Annotated in this window: 6 protein-coding genes; 4 read left to right on the top strand and 2 right to left on the bottom strand. The window is 73.7% G+C overall.

All coding sequences use genetic code 11. The features are described 5' to 3' along the window. Positions 1-138 precede the first annotated feature (138 nt). The 3 genes from AB0472_RS22525 to AB0472_RS22515 are packed head-to-tail and all read left to right on the top strand — an operon-like array spanning position 139 to position 6,486. On the top strand, positions 139-711 hold the full coding sequence (locus tag AB0472_RS22525; RefSeq protein WP_366358271.1) for a sigma-70 family RNA polymerase sigma factor: 573 nt from the start codon (positions 139-141) through the stop codon (positions 709-711). Further along, on the top strand, positions 708-1,886 hold the full coding sequence (locus AB0472_RS22520) for a hypothetical protein (protein ID WP_366358269.1): 1,179 nt from the start codon (positions 708-710) through the stop codon (positions 1,884-1,886). The genes AB0472_RS22525 and AB0472_RS22520 overlap by 4 nt, the downstream gene beginning before the upstream one ends. 58 nt (positions 1,887-1,944) lie before the next feature. Then, a complete protein-coding gene (locus tag AB0472_RS22515) occupies positions 1,945-6,486 on the top strand; it encodes an FtsK/SpoIIIE domain-containing protein (protein ID WP_366358267.1) in 4,542 nt (1,513 codons plus the stop codon). 69 nt (positions 6,487-6,555) lie between these two features. Here AB0472_RS22515 and AB0472_RS22510 read toward each other — a convergent pair whose 3' ends face one another. Together AB0472_RS22510 and AB0472_RS22505 are read right to left on the bottom strand one after the other, a co-directional pair. Next, positions 6,556-6,867 (bottom strand): hypothetical protein, encoded by a 312-nt coding sequence (locus AB0472_RS22510; RefSeq protein ID WP_366358265.1) that lies wholly within the window; start codon positions 6,865-6,867, stop codon positions 6,556-6,558. Between the two features lie 43 nt (positions 6,868-6,910). Next, entirely contained in the window at positions 6,911-7,723 is an 813-nt protein-coding gene (locus tag AB0472_RS22505) for a hypothetical protein (RefSeq protein WP_366358263.1), read from the bottom strand. A gap of 169 nt (positions 7,724-7,892) precedes the next feature. Between AB0472_RS22505 and AB0472_RS22500 the strand changes: the two genes are divergently transcribed. Beyond that, positions 7,893-21,407, top strand: a complete 13,515-nt coding sequence (locus AB0472_RS22500) for a hypothetical protein (protein ID WP_366358339.1) — start codon at positions 7,893-7,895, stop codon at positions 21,405-21,407. Positions 21,408-21,411 lie beyond the last annotated feature (4 nt).

The following is a 21,411-nucleotide window of genomic DNA, read 5'->3' as shown; positions in this document are numbered from 1 at the left end:
TCCGGGACGGGTGCGGCTTCGGGAACTGGCGTTATTCGCGCTAGCGTTCGTGGCTGACACGATTCACAGTGACACAGAGCAACCCGGCAAGACAGCGGAACAGCACAACAGCACCACCGACACCGGAAGGCGGAGGCCGTGAGCCTCATCGACCATGACCGCGCCGACGGCGCGGACCGGACGCTCGGCCTCCTTCTCGCGGAGCGCGACAGTCTGCGCCGCTTCGTGACCGGCATGATGGGGCGCGACCCCCACGGTGCGGAGGACGTCGTCCAGGAAACCCTGTTGCGGGCCTGGCAGTCGGCCGGCCGGCTGGACTGGCGGGACCGGCCCATCCGGATGTGGCTGTTCCGGGTGGCCCGCAACCTCGTGGTCGACGGCCGGCGCCGGGACCGGAGCATCCCGGTGGGGATCACGGCGGCCGACTTCGGCGGCGCCGCCCCGGCACCGGTGCCGGACCACGCCGAACAGGTCGGTGACCGCCGGGTGCTGGTCTCCGCCCTGCGCACCCTCGGACCCGCGCACCGGGAGGCCGTCGTCCGTGTGCATCTGCTGGGCCAGCCCGGCGACGACGTGGCCCGCCGGCTCGGGCTGCCCCCGGGCACGGTCAAGTCCCGTACCCACCACGGCATCCGCGCACTGCGCGCCACCCTCGAATCCCACGGCTGCCACCCGGCCGGGACCGAGCATCTGCGGGGAGAGACGCGATGACCTCCGACACCGTCACCACCCTGCTCGGCCTCGTCGGCGTCCTGGTGCTGGTCCTCGCCGTCACGCACTGGCTGGTCCGGCGCGGCGGCGGCTGGAAGGCCCTGTGGCGCCGGCTCGGCCGTGAGATCGGCCTGACCGCGAAGGCGTTCACGGGTCCGGTCCGCACGGAACTGCGCTACCGGCGCGGCCTGCGCCTGCTGGTGCGGCTGCTGCGCGACCCGGCCGTCTGGGCCGACGCCGAGCGGGCCACGGCGCTGGCCGCGGCCGTCCGGCCCGGGGTACGGCCGTACGGCGTGCTGGCCGGCCCCGAGTGGATGGCCGTGCTGGTCGCGGCGGACGGCGACGCGCTGCGTGAGCCGCCGGCGCCCTGGGCGGCGGACGAGAGCGACCCGCGCCTGTGGTGGATCGACCGTGCGGATCTGACGGACGACAGCGTGGGGTCCGCGGTGCCGCTGCTGGTGTGCGTGGGCCACGACATGGGCCATGCCGTGCTGCTGGACGTGCGTTCCGGTCCGCCCGCGCTGTCCGTGTACGGCCCGTCGCGCGCCGCCCGTCCGGCCCGCGCCGTGCTCCAGGCGCTGGCCGCGCAGCTGGACGCCCGGCTGCCGGAGGGCCGGGTCGCCATCGCCGCCGGGGTGCACCCTCGGCATCCGGGGATGCCGGCCGCGGCGGCCGTCGGGCAGCCCGGCATCGAGGTCGCGGTCTGCGCGGACCCCCTGGAGCGGCCGCTGCCGTCCGGTGTCCGGCTGCTGAGCCTGGGTGTGGCCCGGGGCCGGACCCGGCTGCTGGAGATCGCCCCGGACGCGGTCCTCACGGTGCACGGCGCGCCCGCCGCCGCGCGGGTCGACGTGCTGCCGCTGTCGCGGGCCGTGGCCCGGACGCTGGCCGCGCTGCCGCCGTGCCCGGACCTCCCGGAGGCCGAACCCGCGGATCCCGTGGACACGGTGTCCGCGGCCGACCCCGACCTGCTGCCGGACGAGCCGGACCTCGACTCCGGCGCGGCACCCGTCGCCGAGCCGACCGGGGTCTCCGCGACCCGGCCGGCTCCCGTGCCCGAGCCGGCCGCGGCGCCGGTGCCCGTCCCGGTCGCGGCCGCCGAGAGCGACGACGACTTCGCCGAGCCGAGCGCATCCGAGGCGGCCGGGGTCTCCGCGACCTCGCCGCAGGCGCCGTGACGCCGTAACCGCCGTACCGTCCCCCGATCCCGTACGAACGAACGCCCGGCTGGGAGCCGTGAACCTCACCATCACCACCGTGGACGCCACGGACGGACAGCGCCGCGACCACCAGGTCCGGCTGCCCTCGAACGCCACCGTCGGCGACCTCGCCGCCGCCCTGACCCAGGACGAGGCCGGCACCGCCGGCGGCGCGGACTGGGCGGCGGCCGGTGCGCCGCGGGCCCGGAACCTCTACGCCGACGATCAACGGCTCGACCCCGACACGCCGGTGTCCGGCAGCGGGATCCGGGACGGCGGACTGGTCGGGCTCGGCGGCCCGGCCCGTCCGGCCGACCTGGTCCGGGTCCAGGACGACGGCGCCCCGGACGGGGTTCTCGCCGAGGTGCACCTGGTCTCCGGGCCCGGTGCCGGGCGCACCTGGCAGCTCGGTCCGGGCAGCCACGAGATCGGCACCGACCCGCTGTGCGCGCTGCGCCTCGACGCCGCCGACGGGGTGCCGGAGAGCGGGCTGTGGGTGACCGTCGGCGCGGACGGCACCGCTTCCTGGCAGCGCATCGACACCGGCCCGGAGGCCGCCGTGCGGGCCCGGCTCGCGGCGCCGCCGCCCGACGACGCCGTCACCCAGCTGCGCCGGCCCCGTCCGCAGCCGCCCCGCGAACGCCCGGCGGGGCCCGGCCCGGTGCCGTGGCCGGCCGGTGAGGACCTGACGGTGGGGCCGGTGCTGCTGCGGATGAGCTCCCCGGTCGAGGCGGACGCGGCCGTCACGCCGTCCGCCGACGGCTACGGGGTGGACTACAACCGGCCGCCGCGGATCGCCCCGCACCTGGACGCCGAGCGGGTCCGGCTGCCGCAGCCGCCGTCGCCGCCGCAGAAGCGGCCGTTCCCGACCGTGATGATGATCTCCCCGATCGTCCTCGGCCTGTTCATGGTCAGCATCTTCAAGTCGTACTACTTCCTGGTGTTCCTGTTCCTCAGCCCGATGATGATGCTGTCGAACTGGGCGACCGGCCGCCGTGCGGCCCGCAAGCAGTTCCTGGAGTCGGAGGCGGCCTACGAGCGGCGCCGTGACGTGCTGGAGGAGCAGGTCCGCGACGCGGTGGTCGGCGAGCGCCGGGTGCGGGACAGGACCGGCCCGGACCCGGCGGCCGTGGCCCTGATCGCGACCGGTCCCGGCGGCCGGCTCTGGGAGCGGCGCCGCCGCGACCCGGACCATCTGGTGCTGCGCCTGGGCACGGTGGACCAGCCGTCGGTGCGGGAGCTGGAGGATCCGGCGCGCGACGAGAACCACCGTTCGATCCGCTGGAACATCCCCGACACGCCGATCGGTGTCGACATCGGCGCGCACGGTGTGGTGGGCGTCGCGGGTCCGGCGGCCGAGGTGCAGCCGCTGGCCCGCTGGCTGGTGGCGCAGGCCGGTGTGCTGCACAGCCCGCGCGACCTGAGGATCGTCGTCCTGACCGAGCCGGACCGGGTGGCGGACTGGGCGTGGACGCGCTGGCTGCCGCATCTGAAGCCCGGTACGGCCGGTGGTCCCGTGGTCCTGATCGGCAACGACCCGGAGTCCACCGCCGCCCGCGTCAGCGAACTCGTCTCCCAGGTGCAGTCGCGCCGCCGGCAGGCCGGCAACGAGCGTGACGTGGTCTTCGCCGAGCCCGACGTACTGGTGATCGCGGACGGGGCGCGGCGGCTGCGCGACGTGCCCGGCATGGTGCAGGTGCTCACCGAGGGACCGCGGGTGCGGATCTTCAGCGTCTGCCTGGACGAGCAGGAGCGGCTGCTGCCCGAGGAGAGCACGGGTGTCGTGCTCGCCGCCGACGGGCGGCTGACCCTGCGGCGGCCCGGCGCGCCGGACCTGCCCGCGGTGCGCGCCGACCGGGTCTCCCCCGAGTGGTGCGAGCAGCTGGCCCGGTCGCTGGCCCCGATCAGGGACGTCAGCCCCGAGCACGACGCCGGGCTGCCCCAGCGGGTGCGGCTCCTGGACCTGCTCGGCCAGGAGCCGCCCAACGCGCAGGCGCTGCTGGACCGCTGGCAGACCGACCCGGCCGCCACGTCCTTCATCATCGGCACCGGCTTCGACGGTCCGCTCTCCCTGGACCTGGTGCAGGACGGACCGCACGGCCTGGTCGCCGGTACGACGGGTTCCGGCAAGTCGGAGCTGCTGCAGACGTTCGTCGCCTCGCTGGCCGCGGCCAACCGGCCCGACGAGCTCACCTTCGTACTGGTCGACTACAAGGGCGGCAGCGCGTTCAAGGAGTGCGCCGGCCTGCCGCACACCCTCGGCATGGTCACCGACCTCGACGCCCACCTCGTGGAGCGGGCCCTGGAGTCGCTCGGTGCCGAACTGCGGCGCCGGGAGCAGGTGCTGGCCGCGGCCGACGCCAAGGACCACCCCGAGTACCGGGCCAAGCGGGCCGCCGATCCCTCGCTGGCCCCGCTGCCCCGGCTGCTGCTGGTCATCGACGAGTTCGCCACCCTGGTCCGCGAGGTCCCCGACTTCGTGCCCGGGCTGATCAGCATCGCGCAGCGCGGCCGTTCGCTCGGCATCCACCTGATCCTGGCCACCCAGCGCCCGGCGGGTGTGGTCACCGGTGACATCCGCGCCAACACCAACCTGCGGATCGCGCTGCGGGTCACCGACATGACCGAGAGCCAGGACATCATCGACGTCAAGGACGCCGTCGACATCTCCTCCGGCACCCCCGGCCGTGCCCTGGTACGGCGCGGACCGAAGCAGGCGGACCCGTTCCAGACCGCGTGGGTGGGCGCGGAGCGGCCCCGGCAGGCCCCGGCCGCCGCGGCCGAGCCGGAGGCCGGTCCCCGCCGGCCGGTGCGGTCCGTGGACGTGGGCTGGGACGCCCTCGGCCGGCCCGCCGAACTGCCCGCCGAGGCACGGACGGTGACGGTCGCCTCCGCGCAGGGCCCGGCCCCGACCGACCTCCAGGTGCTCGTCGAGGAGATCCGCACGGCGGCCGACCTGCTCGACGACTTCACCCCGCAGCCCAGCCCGTGGCTGCCCCCGCTCCAGCGCGAACTGACCCTGGACGACCTCGACGAGCTCGGCGCCACCCGCGAGGGCCGGCTGGTGATCCCGTACGCCCTGGAGGACGTGCCGCAGCTCCAGCAGCGCCGGGTGGCCGTGGCCGACCTGGCCACCTTCGGGCACCTGTACGTCATCGGTGCCCCGCGCTCGGGCCGTACCCAGGTGCTGCGGACCATCGCCGGGTCGGCGGCGCGCGCGGCGAGCACCGCCGATGTGCACATCTACGGCATCGACGCGGGCGGCGGCGGACTCACCGCGCTCGGCGCGCTGCCGCACTGCGGTGGCGTGGTCTCCCGGCACGACCTGGAGCGGCTGGGCCGCCTGCTGCACCGCCTGAACCGGGAGCTGACCGAACGGCAGGACCTGGCGCAGACGCACAGCGCGACCGGCATCGCCGAACTGCGCAAGCTGCTGCCGAAGGCCGAACGGCCCGCGCACATCCTGCTGTTCATCGACGGCTGGGACTCGCTCTCGGTCATCATCGACGAGCACGACCACGGCCAGCTGGTGCAGGAGGTGACCCGGCTCATCCGTGAGGGTGCCGCCGCCGGCATCCACGTCGTCGCGACCTCCGAACGCTCCCTGCTGGGCGGGCGGATGGCCGCGCACAACGACCACAAGCTGCTGCTGCGGCAGGGCGACCGCAGTGACTACCAGGCGGTCGGCATGATGCCGAACAAGATCCCCGCCGACATCCCGCCGGGCCGCGGCTGGCACGTCCTCAGCGGCACCGAGACCCAGGTGGCGCAGCTGGCGGCCGGCGGCGGCACCGAGCAGGCCGAGGCGCTGCGCACCATCGGCGAGGCCGCCCGCAAGCGGGACGCCCAGCTGCCCGGGGCCCGGCGGCCGTTCCAGGTCGCGGTGCTGCCGCGCTCGGTGGAGTTCGCCGAGGCCTACGGGCAGGTCGCCCAGAGCGACCGGCGGCCGATGTGGGGGCTGCTCGGCGTCGGCGGCGACGAGGGCGGCCCGGTCGGCACCGACCTGGCGGGTTCGGCCTCGGCGTTCGGGGTGTTCGGCCCGGCCGGGTCGGGGCGCAGCAACACCCTCGCCTCGATCGCGGTGTCCCTGCTGGCCGGTGGCACCTCGCTGGTCGTCCTCACCCCGCGCGAGTCGCCGCTGCGCGCCCTGGAGCGGCACGCCACGGCCACCGTGCTCACCGAGAACGACCCGTCGGCAGACACCGTGCAGGCGGCGCTGGACGCGCTGCCGGGGCCGAAGGTGGTGGTGATCGACGACGCCGACCTGCTCACCGGTTCGGCGGCGGACAAGCTGCTCAAGGAGATCGCCGTCTCGGGCCGCGACCGGGGCCTGGGGCTGGTCTACGCGGCTTCGGCGGAGGGGTTCCAGAGCGGGATGAGCGGCTGGACGCTCGCGGCCCGCAGGGCGCGGCGCGGGCTGCTCCTCGCGCCGAAGAACCTCACCGAGGGCGACCTGGTCGGCGTCCGGCTGATGCCGAGCGTGGTCCGGGCGACGACACACCCCGGCCGGGCGTGGACGGCCGGGCCGAGCGGGGCGCTGCTCGCCCTCCAGGTGCCGCTGACCCCACTGCGGTCCTGACCCCCGCCGCACGGCACGCGAAGGGGCCCTCCCGGGAAGTCCGGGAGGGCCCCTTCGCACGTACGGGCGTTACGAGTTGCTCTGCAGGCTGCTGCTGATGCCCTGGTCGAACTGGATCGCGTTCTCCTTGATGCCGTTGAACATCTCGGAGAAGTCGTTGATGCCCTTCACGGCGGCCAGCAGGCTGGTGTCGAAGTTGTTGTAGGTCGTGCGGATGACCTCGCTGGACTGCTGGAAGACCATGCCGTCGTCGACGAGGGTGTTGACCCGGTTGCGCAGGTTGCTGAGCACCGGCAGCAGGTTCTCGTGGGCGTCGTGCAGCAGGCTCACGACCTCCTCGATCTTGTGGTAGTCGAGGTTGATGCCGTTGTAGCTGGCCATGGGGTTCCTGTCCGTTCCTGTGGGTCGTCTGGAGGGTCAGTTGTCAGTCGTCGTCGGTGGTGCCACCCACCTGCTGCCAGTCCGGCTGGTTGCCGTTGGCGTCCTTGGGGCCGCGCGTGTACTCGGTGCGGTCGCCGTCACTGCCGGTGGTCACCATCGTGCCGCTGCCGTCGGAGTTGAGGTTGGTCTCCGAGTGCACGGTGCTGCCGTCCGGGTACGAGGTGTCCGTGGTGTAGTGGTTGCCGTCGCTGGAGTAGTTGGTGACCGAGGTGTACGTCTTGCCGTCGTAGGTGACGGTGGACTCCTCCTTGATCACGTGGTGCTGGTCGTCGAGCGTGAGGTGCGTGTGGACGCTGCCGCGGTCGGTGGTGACCGTCTGGTCCAGCGGCGGGTCGCCGGGGTCGGTGGCGGAGCAGAAGTCCGGCATCGTGCCGTCCGGGCCGGGCACGCACTGGTCGAGGTGGGACTGCTTGTAGTCCCACAGGTCCTTGTCCCGGAAGTAGTTCTGCAGGCCCAGGTTGCTGCCGGTGATGCCCATGCCCTGGGCCAGTTCGGAGTCGAACGACAGGAACGCCTCGCCCACCGATCCGAAGGCGTTCGCCAGTTCCTTGAGGCCCTTGTCCGCGTGGGACATGGTGCTGCTCGCGTTGGAGTAGAAACCCGAGAGCGCGTCGGCCAGGCTCTGGTCGCCGAGGACCGTCAGGGCCTCGGTGGAGGTGTATCCGTCGTAGTCCGTCTGGCCCAGCCGGGAGAACGTGCTGTTGTCCAGAAGCGGACCGATGTCGCCGGCCAGGTTCTCCAGGTCCCGTTTGGCGTCGTTGAGGACGTTGTACTCGATTTTCAGGCCATCGGCCATGGGGGCCTCCCAGTCACGACTCCGGTCAGTTGGACCACGCCGCACACGCCCCGCCGGTTCACCCCGGACGGCTGCTGTAACCCAGATCACGTGAACCGCGGCGGTCGCTGTGGCGTGGTCCGTTGGGGAGGAACCACCCCGAGCCCCGCAGCTTCCGGGAGGAACCCGTATGCCACGCCCGACCGACTGGAACGCGATCGGGCTGGACAGCGACCCCACACCGGGCGAACCCGACCAGATCCGGACGCTGTCCACCGAGCTCAACCACCTGGGTTCCGAGGCCCGCCGCATCAGCACGGCGATCGACGCGGTGATGAACACCGCCGGCGACAGCGTCTTCGTCGGCGAGGCCGCCGACGCGCTGCGCGGCAAGGTCAACGACCGGCTGCGCGGGCACATCGAGGACGTGGCGCAGTCCTTCGAGAGCGCGGCGACCGCCCTGACCACCTGGGCGGACAAGCTGGTCGACCTGCAGTCCCGGGCCGACGGCGCGCTGAACTCGGGCCGCGGGCTGTCCGAGGACGACCCGGACCGGGAGACCTACGCGTCCACGGCCCGGCAGGCCGGTACCGAGCACGGCGAGGGCGCGGCCACGGCGGCGAGCAGCATCTCGGGTGTCTCCGACATCCAGCTGCCGATCTCCGAGTGCCAGATCTTCTGGGAGGCGTTCCAGTGGCTGGCGATCATCCTGATCATTCCGGCCCTGATCTTCGGCGGCCCGATCGCGCTGCTCGCGCTCGGCGTCAACCTGACCCTGTTCATCAAGACGATCGTCGACTTCGCCAACGGCAACGCGAGCTTCCTCGACCTCTTCCTCGCCGGACTGGGCATCCTGGCGCCCACCACCAAGGCGCTGCCGATCTTCCAGATCATCAAGGGCGTCGCGACGAGCGCGTTCGCCAAGGGCTTCGCCAACATCGCCCGGGGCACCTTCCAGGCCCTGCGCAACCTGTTCACCAACGGCTTCCGCCCCACCACCCTGCTGCTCGGGCTCAAGGACCTGGTGCGGCTCGGCAGCACCTGGGTCTACAAGGGCGGCCTGTGGGTGCTGGACGGCATCCACAACCTGCCCAACGTCATCGGCCGCGGTGTCAACTCCCTCGGCCTGACGGTGGTGCAGGGCTTCAAGGCGATTCCCGGGTTCGTGCGCGGGCTGCCCGAGACGCTCTCCCGGGGCTGGCAGGCGACCAAGGGGTGGGTGGGCCAGGAGTTCGGCGGCACCAAGTGGCTGCGGATCCTCCTGCCCGTGGACGCGGCGGAGATCGGCGAGTACGGCTTCGCGCGCGCCCTGCGGATCGGCCTCTTCGACCGCGGTGTGCTCGGCCAACACGTCTTCGGCGCCCCGATCACCAGCAGCATCGGCCGTACGATCAGCTCGGTCCCGGTCGACCCGCGCACCGTCGACGCCCTGGTCGACATGCCCCGCATCCAGCTGAACGAGGTGCGGTTCGGGGCGGGTTCCGGGCAGGGCAGCATCCACGGCCTCGACCTCCACATCCCGAGCACGCATCTGGACGTGACGTCGACACTGCGGCCGCCGTCCCTGAACCTGGGCGACGTCGGCGCGATCTCCCACCGCGGCAACTTCGGCGTGCACGCGGCGCGCACGGTGGACGCGCTGGTCGACATGCCGCACGTGCAGCTCGGCAACGTGCGCGTGGAGAACTTCGGCGCGCTGGGCGGGCACTCGGAGCTCGGGGTGAGCGCCGGCGCCACGCCGACCGTCACCACCGCGTCCGGCCTGCACGTGCCCGCCTCGGCCGGTGTCCCGGGCGCCACGCACGGCATCACCGGCACGCCGGTCACCGCCGTCTCCGGGGGCGCCCACACCACGCTCACCGGGCTGCCCGGAACACCGGCGAACCTCACCTCGCACGCCGAGGTGCTGCTGCCGGGCGGCGCGCACAACGCCACCCACACCCCGGGCGGCACCGTCCTGACCGGCACCCACGGCACGCCGCCGGTCGCGGCCGCGCTCGGCGACCTGCCGACCGCCAACCCGGCCGCGGGCACCCTGCACTCCGCGTTCACCGGCACCCCGGGCGTGGGCTCCGTGCACGCGCCGGGCACCCCGGGCATCGGCGCCGCCCACACCACGCTGACCGGCACCCCGGGCACGAGCATCGCCCACACCGCGCCGGACTCGGCCCCGGCGCCCGGTTCCCCGCACGACGTGACGGCACCGCACAGCCTGCTCACCGGGCCCACGACCGTGGCGCACCCCTCGCCGACCGGCCTCGGGCACGACGGGCCGGGCGGCGTCGACGCCGGGGTCTCCGCCTTCGACCTCCTGGCCGGCACCCGGCACAACACCCCGCACTCTCCCGTGTCACCCGGCACCGGCGACGCCCTCGCCGACCGCACCACCAGCGCCCTCAGCGCCCACCAGACCCGCCTCCACCTCGACGAACTCGTCCACCGACCGGGCTCGCCGCGCCCCGGATCCGCGGTGGAGCGGCCCCCGCACGGCTCACCGTCCCCGACGCCCGGGACGCCGGACCGGCTCACGGCCGACCCGGCCACCCCGGACCGGTTCGCCACGAGTCCCGGCTTCCCCGACCGGCTCACGGTCGGCGCCGGCACCCACGAGCCGTCTTCCGCGTCCTTCGGTGGCTCCGGGCACCCCGGCTCCGGTGGCGACCCCAGCCGCTCGGCCCTCGACCTCGTCGACACCGGGCGCAGCGCCCGTGCCACCGACGGCCCCGCCTTCGCCGGCACGCCCGCCCACACCGACGCCGACAAGGGGCTGGCCGGGTCTTCCGGCGGCACGTCCGGGCATGCCCCGGAGCACCTGCCGGAACGGGGCGCCGCGTCCTCGTCCCCGGCTTCGGCCTCCGCCGACACCTACAAGCTGCAGTTCGACGAGTCCACCCTCGGTCATACGGTGCACGACTTCGACGGGGTCAAGGTCGTCACCGACCGGATGAGCGCCCCCTACCCGGGCGGCGCGAGCGTCGACTTCGTGAACACGGCCGAGAGGCAGGGCTTCACGATCGACCTGCCGTCCGGCTCCCGCGGGCACTCCGGCGACGCCTTCGACGCCGCGCCCGCCGCCGCCCACGCGGACGGCTTCGACGAACTCCTCAAGGACCCCGACGTCGTCAAGGTGCCCGGCGACCACCAGCTGGCACTCAAGGCACCGCGCACCGGTCGGCCCGAACTCCACGGCGGGGCGGTCGAGTCGGGCCTGTACACCGTGGAGAAGCAGGGCACGGGCTTCGTCGTACGGCAGCTCGACGCCGTCGGGGGCAGCGTGGTGCACAGCTGGACGTTCAAGCGCCTCGGCGGTCTCCGGCTCGCCGAGGAGACCGTGCGGTTCGGCGACGGCCCGTTGGGCGGGGTGAGCGTCAAGGTCGCGGGCAAGTCCGTGGACTCCGTGACCGACGGCGCCGGCACCTGGCCGGCGAAGCTGGGCGGCGACGACGAGATCGTCGTCGCCTCCGCATCCGGCAGCCATGTCTACAGCCGCTCCACCGGCGACCTGCTGCGCTCCGCGACCCCGGACGTCACCCTGCCACCGCGCCCGGCCGGACTCGCCGGCACGTCCGCGGACAGCTGGGACGCCGCCGCCCACGCGGCCCGCGGCCACATGGGCAGGGCCGCGACCGACAACGAGACCAAGCTCTTCATGCAGGGCGTCATCGGCGGCGCGTTCACGTCGAAGAAGGGGTACGCCGGCTACGTCAAGCCCAGCGCCCTGGAGGCCGATCCGGGCCTGGTGGGCAAGGTCAGGCAGTTCAACAAGGTCGCCGGCGACCTGATGTTCGAGGGTCCCAACCAGCGCATGACGGTGTGGCGGGGCGTCTCCATGGACCCGCGGGCCGCGCAGGCCGACGTGTTCGTGGAGCGGCTGCCGGCGTCGACCTCCAACAACCGCGCCTTCCAGGCGGAGTGGGCGAAGAACGGCGTCAACAGCAACCGCGTCGTCTTCGAGATCGACGTCCCGGCCGACCACGGCAAACTTGCCATGGCCTACCCGCCGGGGTACGAGAAGGCCGCCGACGACGCCCTCGCGCTCAACCAGGACCAGTGGGAGGTCACCCTCTCGCCGACCCGGCTGCACCGCACCGGCCCGGCCCGGGTCGAGGACGGCATCACCGTCGTACCGGTACGGGCCGAGCAGATCCCCGAGGCACAGCTCGACAGGCTGATCAACGACAAGTGGTCCGGGCTGCCCTCCGGCGAGGCCTTCGAGGACTTCGGCCGCGCCTTCGGGCAGGACGCGGTGCGTCGCTGGGAGGGGCTCGGCGACGCGATCGTCCGGGAGGGCGGTGACGGCCCGAACGTGCGGACGTTCACCGTCGGCCGGCCCGGCCACGCGGACGAGATGACCATCACCGTCACCCACAAGGTGGACGAGAACGCGGTCTCCGTCACCATCACCGGCGGCGACCGCACCTTCACCAGGGAGTGGAGCGGCACCGGCTTCAGCGACCTCGCCGCCGACCTGCGCGGCCACGTCCTGCACAACAACGAGCTGCTCAGCTCCCTGCCGACGCCCACGTCCTGGGGCAGGGAACTGCCGAGCCCGGCGCACCCCGCCTCGGCCCACACGGACCCGCCCGTCCCCGGCCCGACCCGGGGCACCCCCGACACGACGCCGAGGCCGGGCCAGGACCCGGCGCACTCCGGTGGCCAGGAGCTGCCCGGGCGGGGGCCCCGGCTCACCCCGGCCGAGATCGAGCAGGCGTGGTTCCGGGACGGCGAACGCGTCGACGCCCTCTTCGGGCACGTCGACGACGCGTCACGCGGGGCCCGTCGCGAGGCCTGGCGGGACTACGTGCAGGCACGGTACGACCTGGGCCGCGCCGAGGACCTGCTGCCGCACAACGGGCACGCGGGCAGCTCCCGGGGCCCCACGCCCGACGAGATCCGCGCCCGCGAGAACGCCGGCCTCGCCCAGCAGCGGTACGACGCCACGCACCGGCGTCTGACCGAACTCGGCGTCGACCCGGTGCGGATGGAGGCCGATCTCGGCGCCCTGCGGCAGCTCAGCCTGCAGGAACGGCCCCGGCTGCTCGGCGGCACGGTCACGGCGGCGAACGACACCGCTCCCCCGCCCGCGGCCGCCGCCCACGGCGCCCACGGCGAGAGCGGCGCGGCCACCGTGACCCCGCCCAAACGGCTCAACGAGCTCCTCGCCGACCAGACCAGGGCCCACCAGGAGCTGCAGCAGGCGGAGATCAAGCTGACGCAGACCGGCAAGGAGACCGACAAGATCGCGGAGGCCAGGGCGAACCTGACCGAGGCGGACACGAAGTTCAAGGACGCCACCCGGGAACTGGACGAGGCACTCCAGCACGAACTCGACCACCGCCTGCTCTCCCAGCGTGAACTGAACCAGCTCGTCGACCAGTTCGCGGGCGCGGGCGACATCGACCGGGCCCGGAAGCTGCAGCACCACGCGCAGAGTCTGGACGCCGCCTCCCGCGGCGCGGGGGCCGGCCCCGTCCGCGCCGACCAGTTCATCCGGACCGGCGAGGAGATCGAGTCCCAGTCGGTCACCGTCCGGCGGCTCGCCAACGAACTCGAGTCCCTGGTCGAGGCGGGCGCAACTCCGCACGCCGAGCTCAAGGGTCTCGCCGAAGGGCTGGAACAGGCCGCCAAGGACCTGGACGCGGCCCTCCAGGGCCACGTCACGGACGCCGCCCGCTTCGGGGGCACGTACACCCTGCGCAACCAGCACACTCCCGTGGCCGCCGTCGCCCACCATCTCGCGGAGCTGGTCGACGACGCCGTCAAGGCGGCGCAGCCCGGCGATCGCCTCGTCCTCAAGGGGTTCCTCGGAACCGACGCGTCGGTCGAGCGGATCCAGCACGGCATTCCGGGCCTCCTGCGGCGCTACCGCGAGAACCAGGCGTTCGGCGAGGTGCACAGCGGAGAGCAGTGGAAGGCCGTACTGCCCGGCACCGAGGACCAGTGGCGGAGGGTGTTCGACGACTTCGACGGCTTCGACAGGCTGTCCAGGTCCCAGCAGCACGACTTCGTGCGCACGCTGTCCGAGAAGAACATCAAGGACCTGCGTGACGACTTCGACAGGCTGCTGCAGACGATGCCGGAGGAGGACCGCCCGAAGTTCCGGGAGCTGCGGGACAGGCTCCAGAACCTGCCGTACCGGATCAAGCACGCCACTCCGGCCTACCACGCCATCGCGAACACCGGCGTGATGTCCTCCCAGGGCGACCTGGCCCGGCGGGGCGTCAGGTTCCTCGCGTCCGGCAAGAGTTCGGCGAAGAACACCTCCAACCTGGGCAACGACGACTTCGTGTTCTTCCGCATGGAGGTCGGCGACAAGCCGATGGCGACCCGGTACGGGCCGACCACGCTCGTCTTCGACGCCAAGGTCCTCGAGGAGCGGGGCGGCTGGGTCTCGCTCCACGACCAGCTGCACCCGCTGGACCGCGACACCATGAACCAGCTGAAGTTCGGCGACGACGTCGTCCGCAGTGCGAAGTACGACGAGGGCTTCGACGAGGTGGGCAAGCGGGGCCGCTGGACGTACGAGTACCCCGACCATCCGCCTCGGCAGGTCTCCTTCGAGCAGGAGGTCTTCCACGGCGAGCACGTACGGGAGGCGCTCGCCCTGTCGGTGGTGCGCGAGGTCCACTTCATCGGCGGCGCCTTCCAGGACGACGTCTTCCGGCTGCTCGCCGACACCGCCCGTCCGGAGGAGCTGGGCTCGGTCATCTCCAAGCTGTACCGTCCCGAGGCGAAGTTCGGCTCGGGGCTGCCCATCAACCCGCGCGGGAGCCATGCCACGAGCGAATGGCCGTCGCCGCTGGCGGTCCACGACGCGGACGGCGACGGACGCTACCTCGCCGACGGCACGGTCGACCCGGCGGCGCGGGCCGCCGGCAAGGCCTTCGACGAGGCGTCGGACCGGGTGCGGCAGGCGGACAACGCCCTCAGGAGCGGCAACGCCAAGGCGCAGCGCTACAACCTCAACAAGGCGCAGCCGCACGCCGAGCAGGCGGTCAAGCTGACCCAGGAGTTCCACGAGGCCTCGGCCGGCGAACGCAGGGACATGGCACGGACCCTGCTCGACCAGCGCGAGCAGCTCCTCAAGGACGTCAACGCCCGCCTGGACGCGATGAAGCCGCAGAACAGGCCCGAGGGCAGCAGGACGCAGCCCAAACCGGGCCGGAACCAGGGCGCCGGGACCTCCTCGTCGGCCGCCGTGGCGAACGGCCCCGACCTCGGCGAACTTTCGCAGGCGGCCGAGGACGCGCTCAAGGTCCTGCCGGGCGTCACGGACCACATGAAGAAGATGATCCGGGCACTCGGCAACTCGGACGGCTTCCGGGCCCTGCCGGACTCCAAGGACGGCCTGCAGACCGCGGCCGCCGTCGACCTGGGCAGGACGGGCTTCGACAAGGCGTTCAGGCAGCTGTCCAAGGCGAAACTCGTCCGCGGTGACGCCGCCGGCCTCCACTTCACGGACGAGGGCCGCCGGCTGTTCCTGCCGCCGGCCTCCGACACCAAGGCCCCCGCCGCCACCGGCGACGGCCTCCTGTCCCACGGCCCGGACACCGCCACCCCGGCGCCCCACCACACCGGCACGGACACCACACCCCCGGCACCGCACGACCTCGACACCAAGTCTCCGGCACCGCACGACCTCGACACCAAGTCTCCGGCACCGCACGACCTCGACACCAAGTCCCCGGCACCGCACGACCTCGACACCGAGTCCCTGGCGCCGCACGGCACCGACACGCGGCCGCCGGCACCGCACGGGATCGACGCCGAGCAGGCGCCGCCGCTGGTCAAGGAGGGCGACGCGACCCTCTCCCCCACCACGAACCACGGTGCCGCCACGCACCCCATCGACGCGGAGAGCACGCCCCGGCACCTCTCCGACACCACCACCCCGCCCCTCGCGGACACCGAGACACCCACGCCACCTCACCTCGCCGGCACCGAGACACCCACCCCCCACCTCACGGACACCGACACCACCCCGCCCCACCCCACCGACACCGACGCGGCCGCGGCGCGCCTCGACGACGTGCACCCGGCCGCGCCCCACCACGGCGGCGACGGCGACTTCGCCGCGCCGCCCCCGCGGGACGGCACGCGGCTCGGTGACGCCGTCCTGGACGACATGCTCAGGCCGCCGCCCCGGCGGACCGGCGACACCACCGCGACGCCGGCGCCCGGTACCGCTCACCCGGCCACCCCCGACCTCCTCGACCGCGCCGCCTTCCGCCGCAGCACGTACCGGGAGAACGGCATCCGCGCCCGCTCGCAGATCCGGTACGTCGACCGCGCTCTCGACGCCTTCCACCGCGTCCCCGCCGACCGGTTGGCGCAGCGGGCCGACGCCCTCGACAACCTGGCGGACGCCGCCGACCGCTTCCTGCAGGCCCGGCCGGCGTCGGCCCGCCGCACCGGAGTGGAGCAACTGCTGCACCAGGTGCGGGCCGAGGCGGACGCCTACCGGCTGCTGGACGACGTCCGGCGGCTCGGCGGCGACGGGGACGGGGGCGGGCTGGCCGGCCGCATCCGTGCCGCCCTCGCCGACGGCGGCACGACCCCGCACACGCGGACCGCGCTCCGTACGACACTCGACGGCATGGACCGGTCCGCGCAGGCCCAGCGGCAGAACGACGCCCTGAGCCTGCTGGACACCGCCCCGCCGCTCCGGACCACCGATGACACCACCCGGGCCGCGGCCGTACCCTCCCGGCAGCACGAGGGGACGCCGTGGGCCGAGGACTCGGCGCGGTTCGACGCGCTTCTGGGCGGCGACGGCCGGCCGTTCCGCGAGGCCTGGGTCGAGCTGTCGTCCGCCCGGGCCGAACTCAACCGGGTCGAGGATCTGCGCGCGGCGCCGGGCGGACCCAGCACCTCGCGGGGCGTCAGTGCGTACGACACGCAGCTCAACCGCGAACTGGTCGCCGCCCGGGACCGGTTCCGCACCGCCTACACGAACCTCGAGGGCCTCGGTGTCCCACCGGCCGAGATCGAGGCCCGGATCCACGAGATCGAACTGGCGGCCACCCACCGCGGCGCGACGCTCGGCGCGGGCAAGCTCGACACCCTGCCCGACACCGCCCCGCCCGCGGTCGACCACGTCGCTCTGAACAACTCGGGCACGAGCGGGCCGAACGGGCTGACCGTCGAGCGGAGCGTGGGCGAGGACGGCTCGGTGACGCTGCAGGTACTCGACGAGCACCTGCACGCGGACCCGACCCGCACGGTCGTCACCGGGCCCAACGGCGGCTTCGACGTCCGGCACACCCCGTCGGGCACCGTCGACACCTACACCGCGAACGGCGACCGGATCGCCTACGAGATGCCGCTGCTCGGGGCCGACGGCGCGCCGACGGGCCTGCGTCTGCACACCGGCATCAACGGCCACGGCACCCGTCAGGCCCTGACGGTGCGCGGCCCGGGTGCCGACCGGCTCACCGCCTTCCCGCTGCCCGACGGCGCGGCTCGGATCACCCGTCTCGACACCGGCGCCACCCGGCGTGTGGACGCCCTCGGGCACCACCTCGACGAGGGCGTCCAGCTCACCGGCCGAGACGGCGTCCCCACCGGCGACGACCGGGTGCGGGTCACCGGAGGCGCCGACGCGCACGTCACCGATCTCGCGGGCAACCGGCTGGACCTGCTCGTGCAGGACCTGGGTGACGGGAACGGCCTCAGGGTCACCGACGGGACGACCGGGGTGTCCGTGCGCCACGACGGCCGGGGCCGCCTCCAGGAGACCGGCGTCTCGCTGGCCGACCCGCGGGGCACGCGCGGGCACCGGTTCCTGGCCGATGACGGTACGGGCCGCTTCACGCTGACCGACGAGACCGGTGCCCGGCACCCCCAGACGGTCACCGCACTCCCGGGCGGCTCCGGCTTCCGGGTGACCGACGAGACGAGCGGCGCGACCAGCAGGTTCACGGGCGACGGCCGCTACCAGGACGTCGGCCTCGCCCTGTTCGACCCGGCGGCGAACGCGCGTGGCGGCAGGATCGTCGTACCGGACGGCGCGGGTCACCGTCTCACCGACGCGGCGGGGCAGCCGCTGGCCGAGCGGGTGGTCGCGGTCGACGGCAACCGGCCGCGCACCATCCACGACGTCACCGGCGAGTCCGTGCTGTACAACGCCCATGGCCGGCCGGTGAGCACCTCGACCGCGCTGGCCGACCCGGCCGGCGGGCCGCGGGGCGCCCGGTTCGTCGTGCCGGACGGAGCAGGCGGCCACCGTCTCACCGACGCGGACGGCAACCTGCTGCCCGACACGGTCACCGCGCTCCCGGCCGACGGCGGTTTCCGTACCGTCCACGGCACCGGTCACCGTACCTTCGCGCCCAACGGCGACGTCGCGGGCGACGGGCTGCGGCTGACCGGCCTGGGCGGCGTGCCCGCCGGGCACCTGGACCGGCCGCTCGGCGTGGCTCAGCGCTGGCTGGACGAGGCCTTCGCGCCGGACCCGGCGCGGGCGGTCACCTTCGACGCGGCCGGCCGCATCGAGATCGCGCACGCCGGCGGCGGCCGGCAGGTCTTCGACCAGCACACCGGCCGACTGGTCCAGGAGACGGTCCCGCTGCCCGGCGGCGGCCACCGGACCACCCTGGCCGACGGCTCGTTCACCCGTTACGACGTCCAGGGCGCCGTCACGGCCACCGGCACGCCGCTGCCCGCGGGCCACGGCGGACGCCACCTCGTCGTGACCCCGCCGACCGCGGAGCACCCCGGCGCCTGGCTGGAGGACGCGGCGGGCGCCAGGCTCGCGCACTGGGACGCCGTCCGGCGGCCCGACGGCACCACCCGGATCGTCCTCGACGACCGGACCAGCCCGCGGCACGGCGAGTTCGTGCACCTGGCCGCCGACGGCAGTGTGGCCCGGCAGGGCTTCAACGTGCTGGACAACGGGCGGCGCACGGACTACCGGTACGTCGTCGACCACACCGCGGGCACCTGGGAGCGGACCACCAGGTCGGGTGCGCCCGTCGCGGCCGGATCCTTCCACCACGGCACCGCCGACCTGTCCGGAGCGGCGGGCGGACACGTCAAGCTGCTCAGCTCCACCGGGAAGCAGGTGCCGGTCTTCGAGCGCCGGGTGCTGCCCGCTGCCTCCGGCGACGTGGTCGACTCCTTCCGGCGTACCGACACGATCGCCTTCGCCCGCACCAACCCCCGTACCCACTGGGTGCGCTGGGACGACACCGGCACTCCGGCCGGCACCGGCAGCCGGCACTACGACACGGCGGGCACCGGCTGGCGGGACACCGACGGCTGGGGCCGGACGGTGCGGGAGTACCGCGACGGGCTGCAGAAGTTCAACGGCAGGACCGGCCACACCCTGGCCGTCAACGACGGCGACGGGGCCTGGACCTGGCACCGTTACGACGGCGACGGCAGGGTGCTCGCCTCGGGCCCGCGGACCCGGGAGCACCTCGGCAGCGGCTGGACCGACCGCACCGCGGACGGCCGGATCGCCCAGCAGCAGTGGGGCATGGCCGAGTGGCCCGAGCGGGCCGGCCAGTACCAGGAGCACGCCGTGAACCCGGCCGACGGCAGCCTGCGCGCGACCTGGGAGCGGCACTCCCCGCACGGCAAGGAGGTGGGCAGGCACGAGGCCTTCGACGGCGGCTTCCTGACCACCGACCGCTGGCGCGAACAGCGCCCGCCCACCTGGGTCCGCACCCGCTGGCTGGCCGGGGCCGAGCACGTCCGGCCGCCGTACGCCCATGTCCGGGGCGACGACACCTACCAGTTGTTCACCTGGACGAAGGAGGCGCGCGACGGCGCCACCACCTCCGGGGTGCGGTACGTCGGGATGGACGGCAGCGCGCTGGACCTGGCGGCGGACGGCACCTTCGCGCGCTTCAGCGGCAAGCTGCACGACGGCACGTCCCTGAAGGTCGGCGATCACGCGGCACGCCCCGCCCACCCTCCTGCCAACCCGGGCGACCACCCGTGGCAGGCCGGTGACCTCAGGGGTTATCGCCAACCGCTCGCGAACGACGCGGAGGGCAGGCTCTGGCAGGACGTCCACCAGGACGCCGGCGGTGTCACCCGGACCGTCCGCGAGGGCCGCCCGGGCGGGGTCGTAAGGGAGTTCACCGGGGACCGCACCTGGGTGGACCGGGATCCGCACGGCAACCTCGTCGGGCAGAGCCACGCCAACCCGGACGGCACCGCCGGACGGGTGGTCCAGGGCTCCGGCCGCGCCGACTCGGGCCGCTGGACCTGGCGTGAGCTGGACGCGCACGGCACGGAACTCGGCGGCGGCCGACGGGAGTTCTTCCGGGGCTCGAACGACTCGCGACTGCCCTGGGACGACTCCTACCGGGACTACGACGGCGACGGGAACCTGGTCCGCGAGCGCCGGATGCTGGACTCCGGCCGGTACGTCGACGCCTGGCGGGACGACCAGGGCGCCTGGCGCGTCAGTGCCCACGAACGCAACGGCACGCCCGTCGCCGTGGGCCAGGGCGAGCAGGTCCGCCGCTGGTGGGACGGCCGTGCCTGGCAGGACCGGTGGACGGAGGGCGCCCGGCACTTCCGTGACGAGCTGCGCGTGCCAGGACAGGCCGCGCCCACCGTGCTGCGCGAGACGCCGGTGCACAACGGCGGACCGCTGCGGGTGCGGGCGTACAGCACGACCGTCACGCAGAACACCCCGGCCGGCTCGGTCTGGAAGGAGTTCGACCACGGCAGTGTGGTGCGCGAGCGCAAGGCCGACGGCGGCGGGTTCCTGGAGACGGACGCCTGGCGCGGCCAGTGGAACCGTTACGGCAGGAACGGCGACCTGATCGCCCAGCGCACCGACAGCGGCCTGGTGTTCGAGCGGGACAGCTTCGGCCGGATGCGGCTCACCGGCAACGAGTACGACTTCCGCGGCCCGCTGACGGAGATCCGCGGCTGGGGCCGTACCACCCGTGAGGCCCAGCGCATGCCGTGGTCCGGCACGCTCGTGCCGGGCGGCGACGCGGCGCTGCGCGAGGCGCGGTACGAGCCGTACTGGCAGTCCGTGGCCAAGAAGGCGGCGCTGGAGTTCGGTCAGGAGTTCGTCCTGGAGTTCGGTGCGAACCTCGCCGTCAACGGGATCGTGGCCGCCGTCCAGGACAAGCCGTTCACCGGCAAGGACGCACTCAAGTCGTTCGCCAACGCGGCGGTCGGCGCGAGCATCAAGACGGGTCTGAGCACGGCCGTGCACGAGGGCCGGGTCCTCGGGTTCGAGAAGCTCGGCCGGTTCAAGACGGGCATCGCCAACATCGACGGCGGCAAGCCGTGGACCCGCCGTCCGCTCAACCACGACAAGACCTGGGTCAACGAGTGGGCGGGCAACGAGACGCCGACCCGCTGGCGGGGCGGTATGTACGACTTCTCGTTCGGTGTCATGAGCAGCGCGCTGTCCGGGTGGGTCAACGGCAGCATGAACGCGGCCGTGTGGGGTGTGACGAACGCGGACGGGCAGACCGTGAAGCTGCACGGCGGGGACGCGGTCTGGGAGGGCGGGATCAACGCCGCCGCCTCGGTCACCACGGCGGCCACCACCGGCCTGGTCAAGAACGTGTTCGTGATGAGCACCGGAAGCCGGCTCTTCCACCGCCAGGGCTTCGCCGACTTCTGGATCCAGCTACCCTTCAAGATCTTCGAGAAGACGATCCAGTCGCTGTACCTGACCAGTACGTATCGTGCGAGCATCGACCCGACGTACTACCGGGCACCGTGACCCG

This window comes from Streptomyces sp. NPDC086777 (genome assembly GCF_040702065.1).
Lineage (GTDB): Bacteria > Actinomycetota > Actinomycetes > Streptomycetales > Streptomycetaceae > Streptomyces.
Note: the sequence above shows the minus strand (reverse complement) of the source record. Positions and strands in the feature narration are given on the sequence as shown.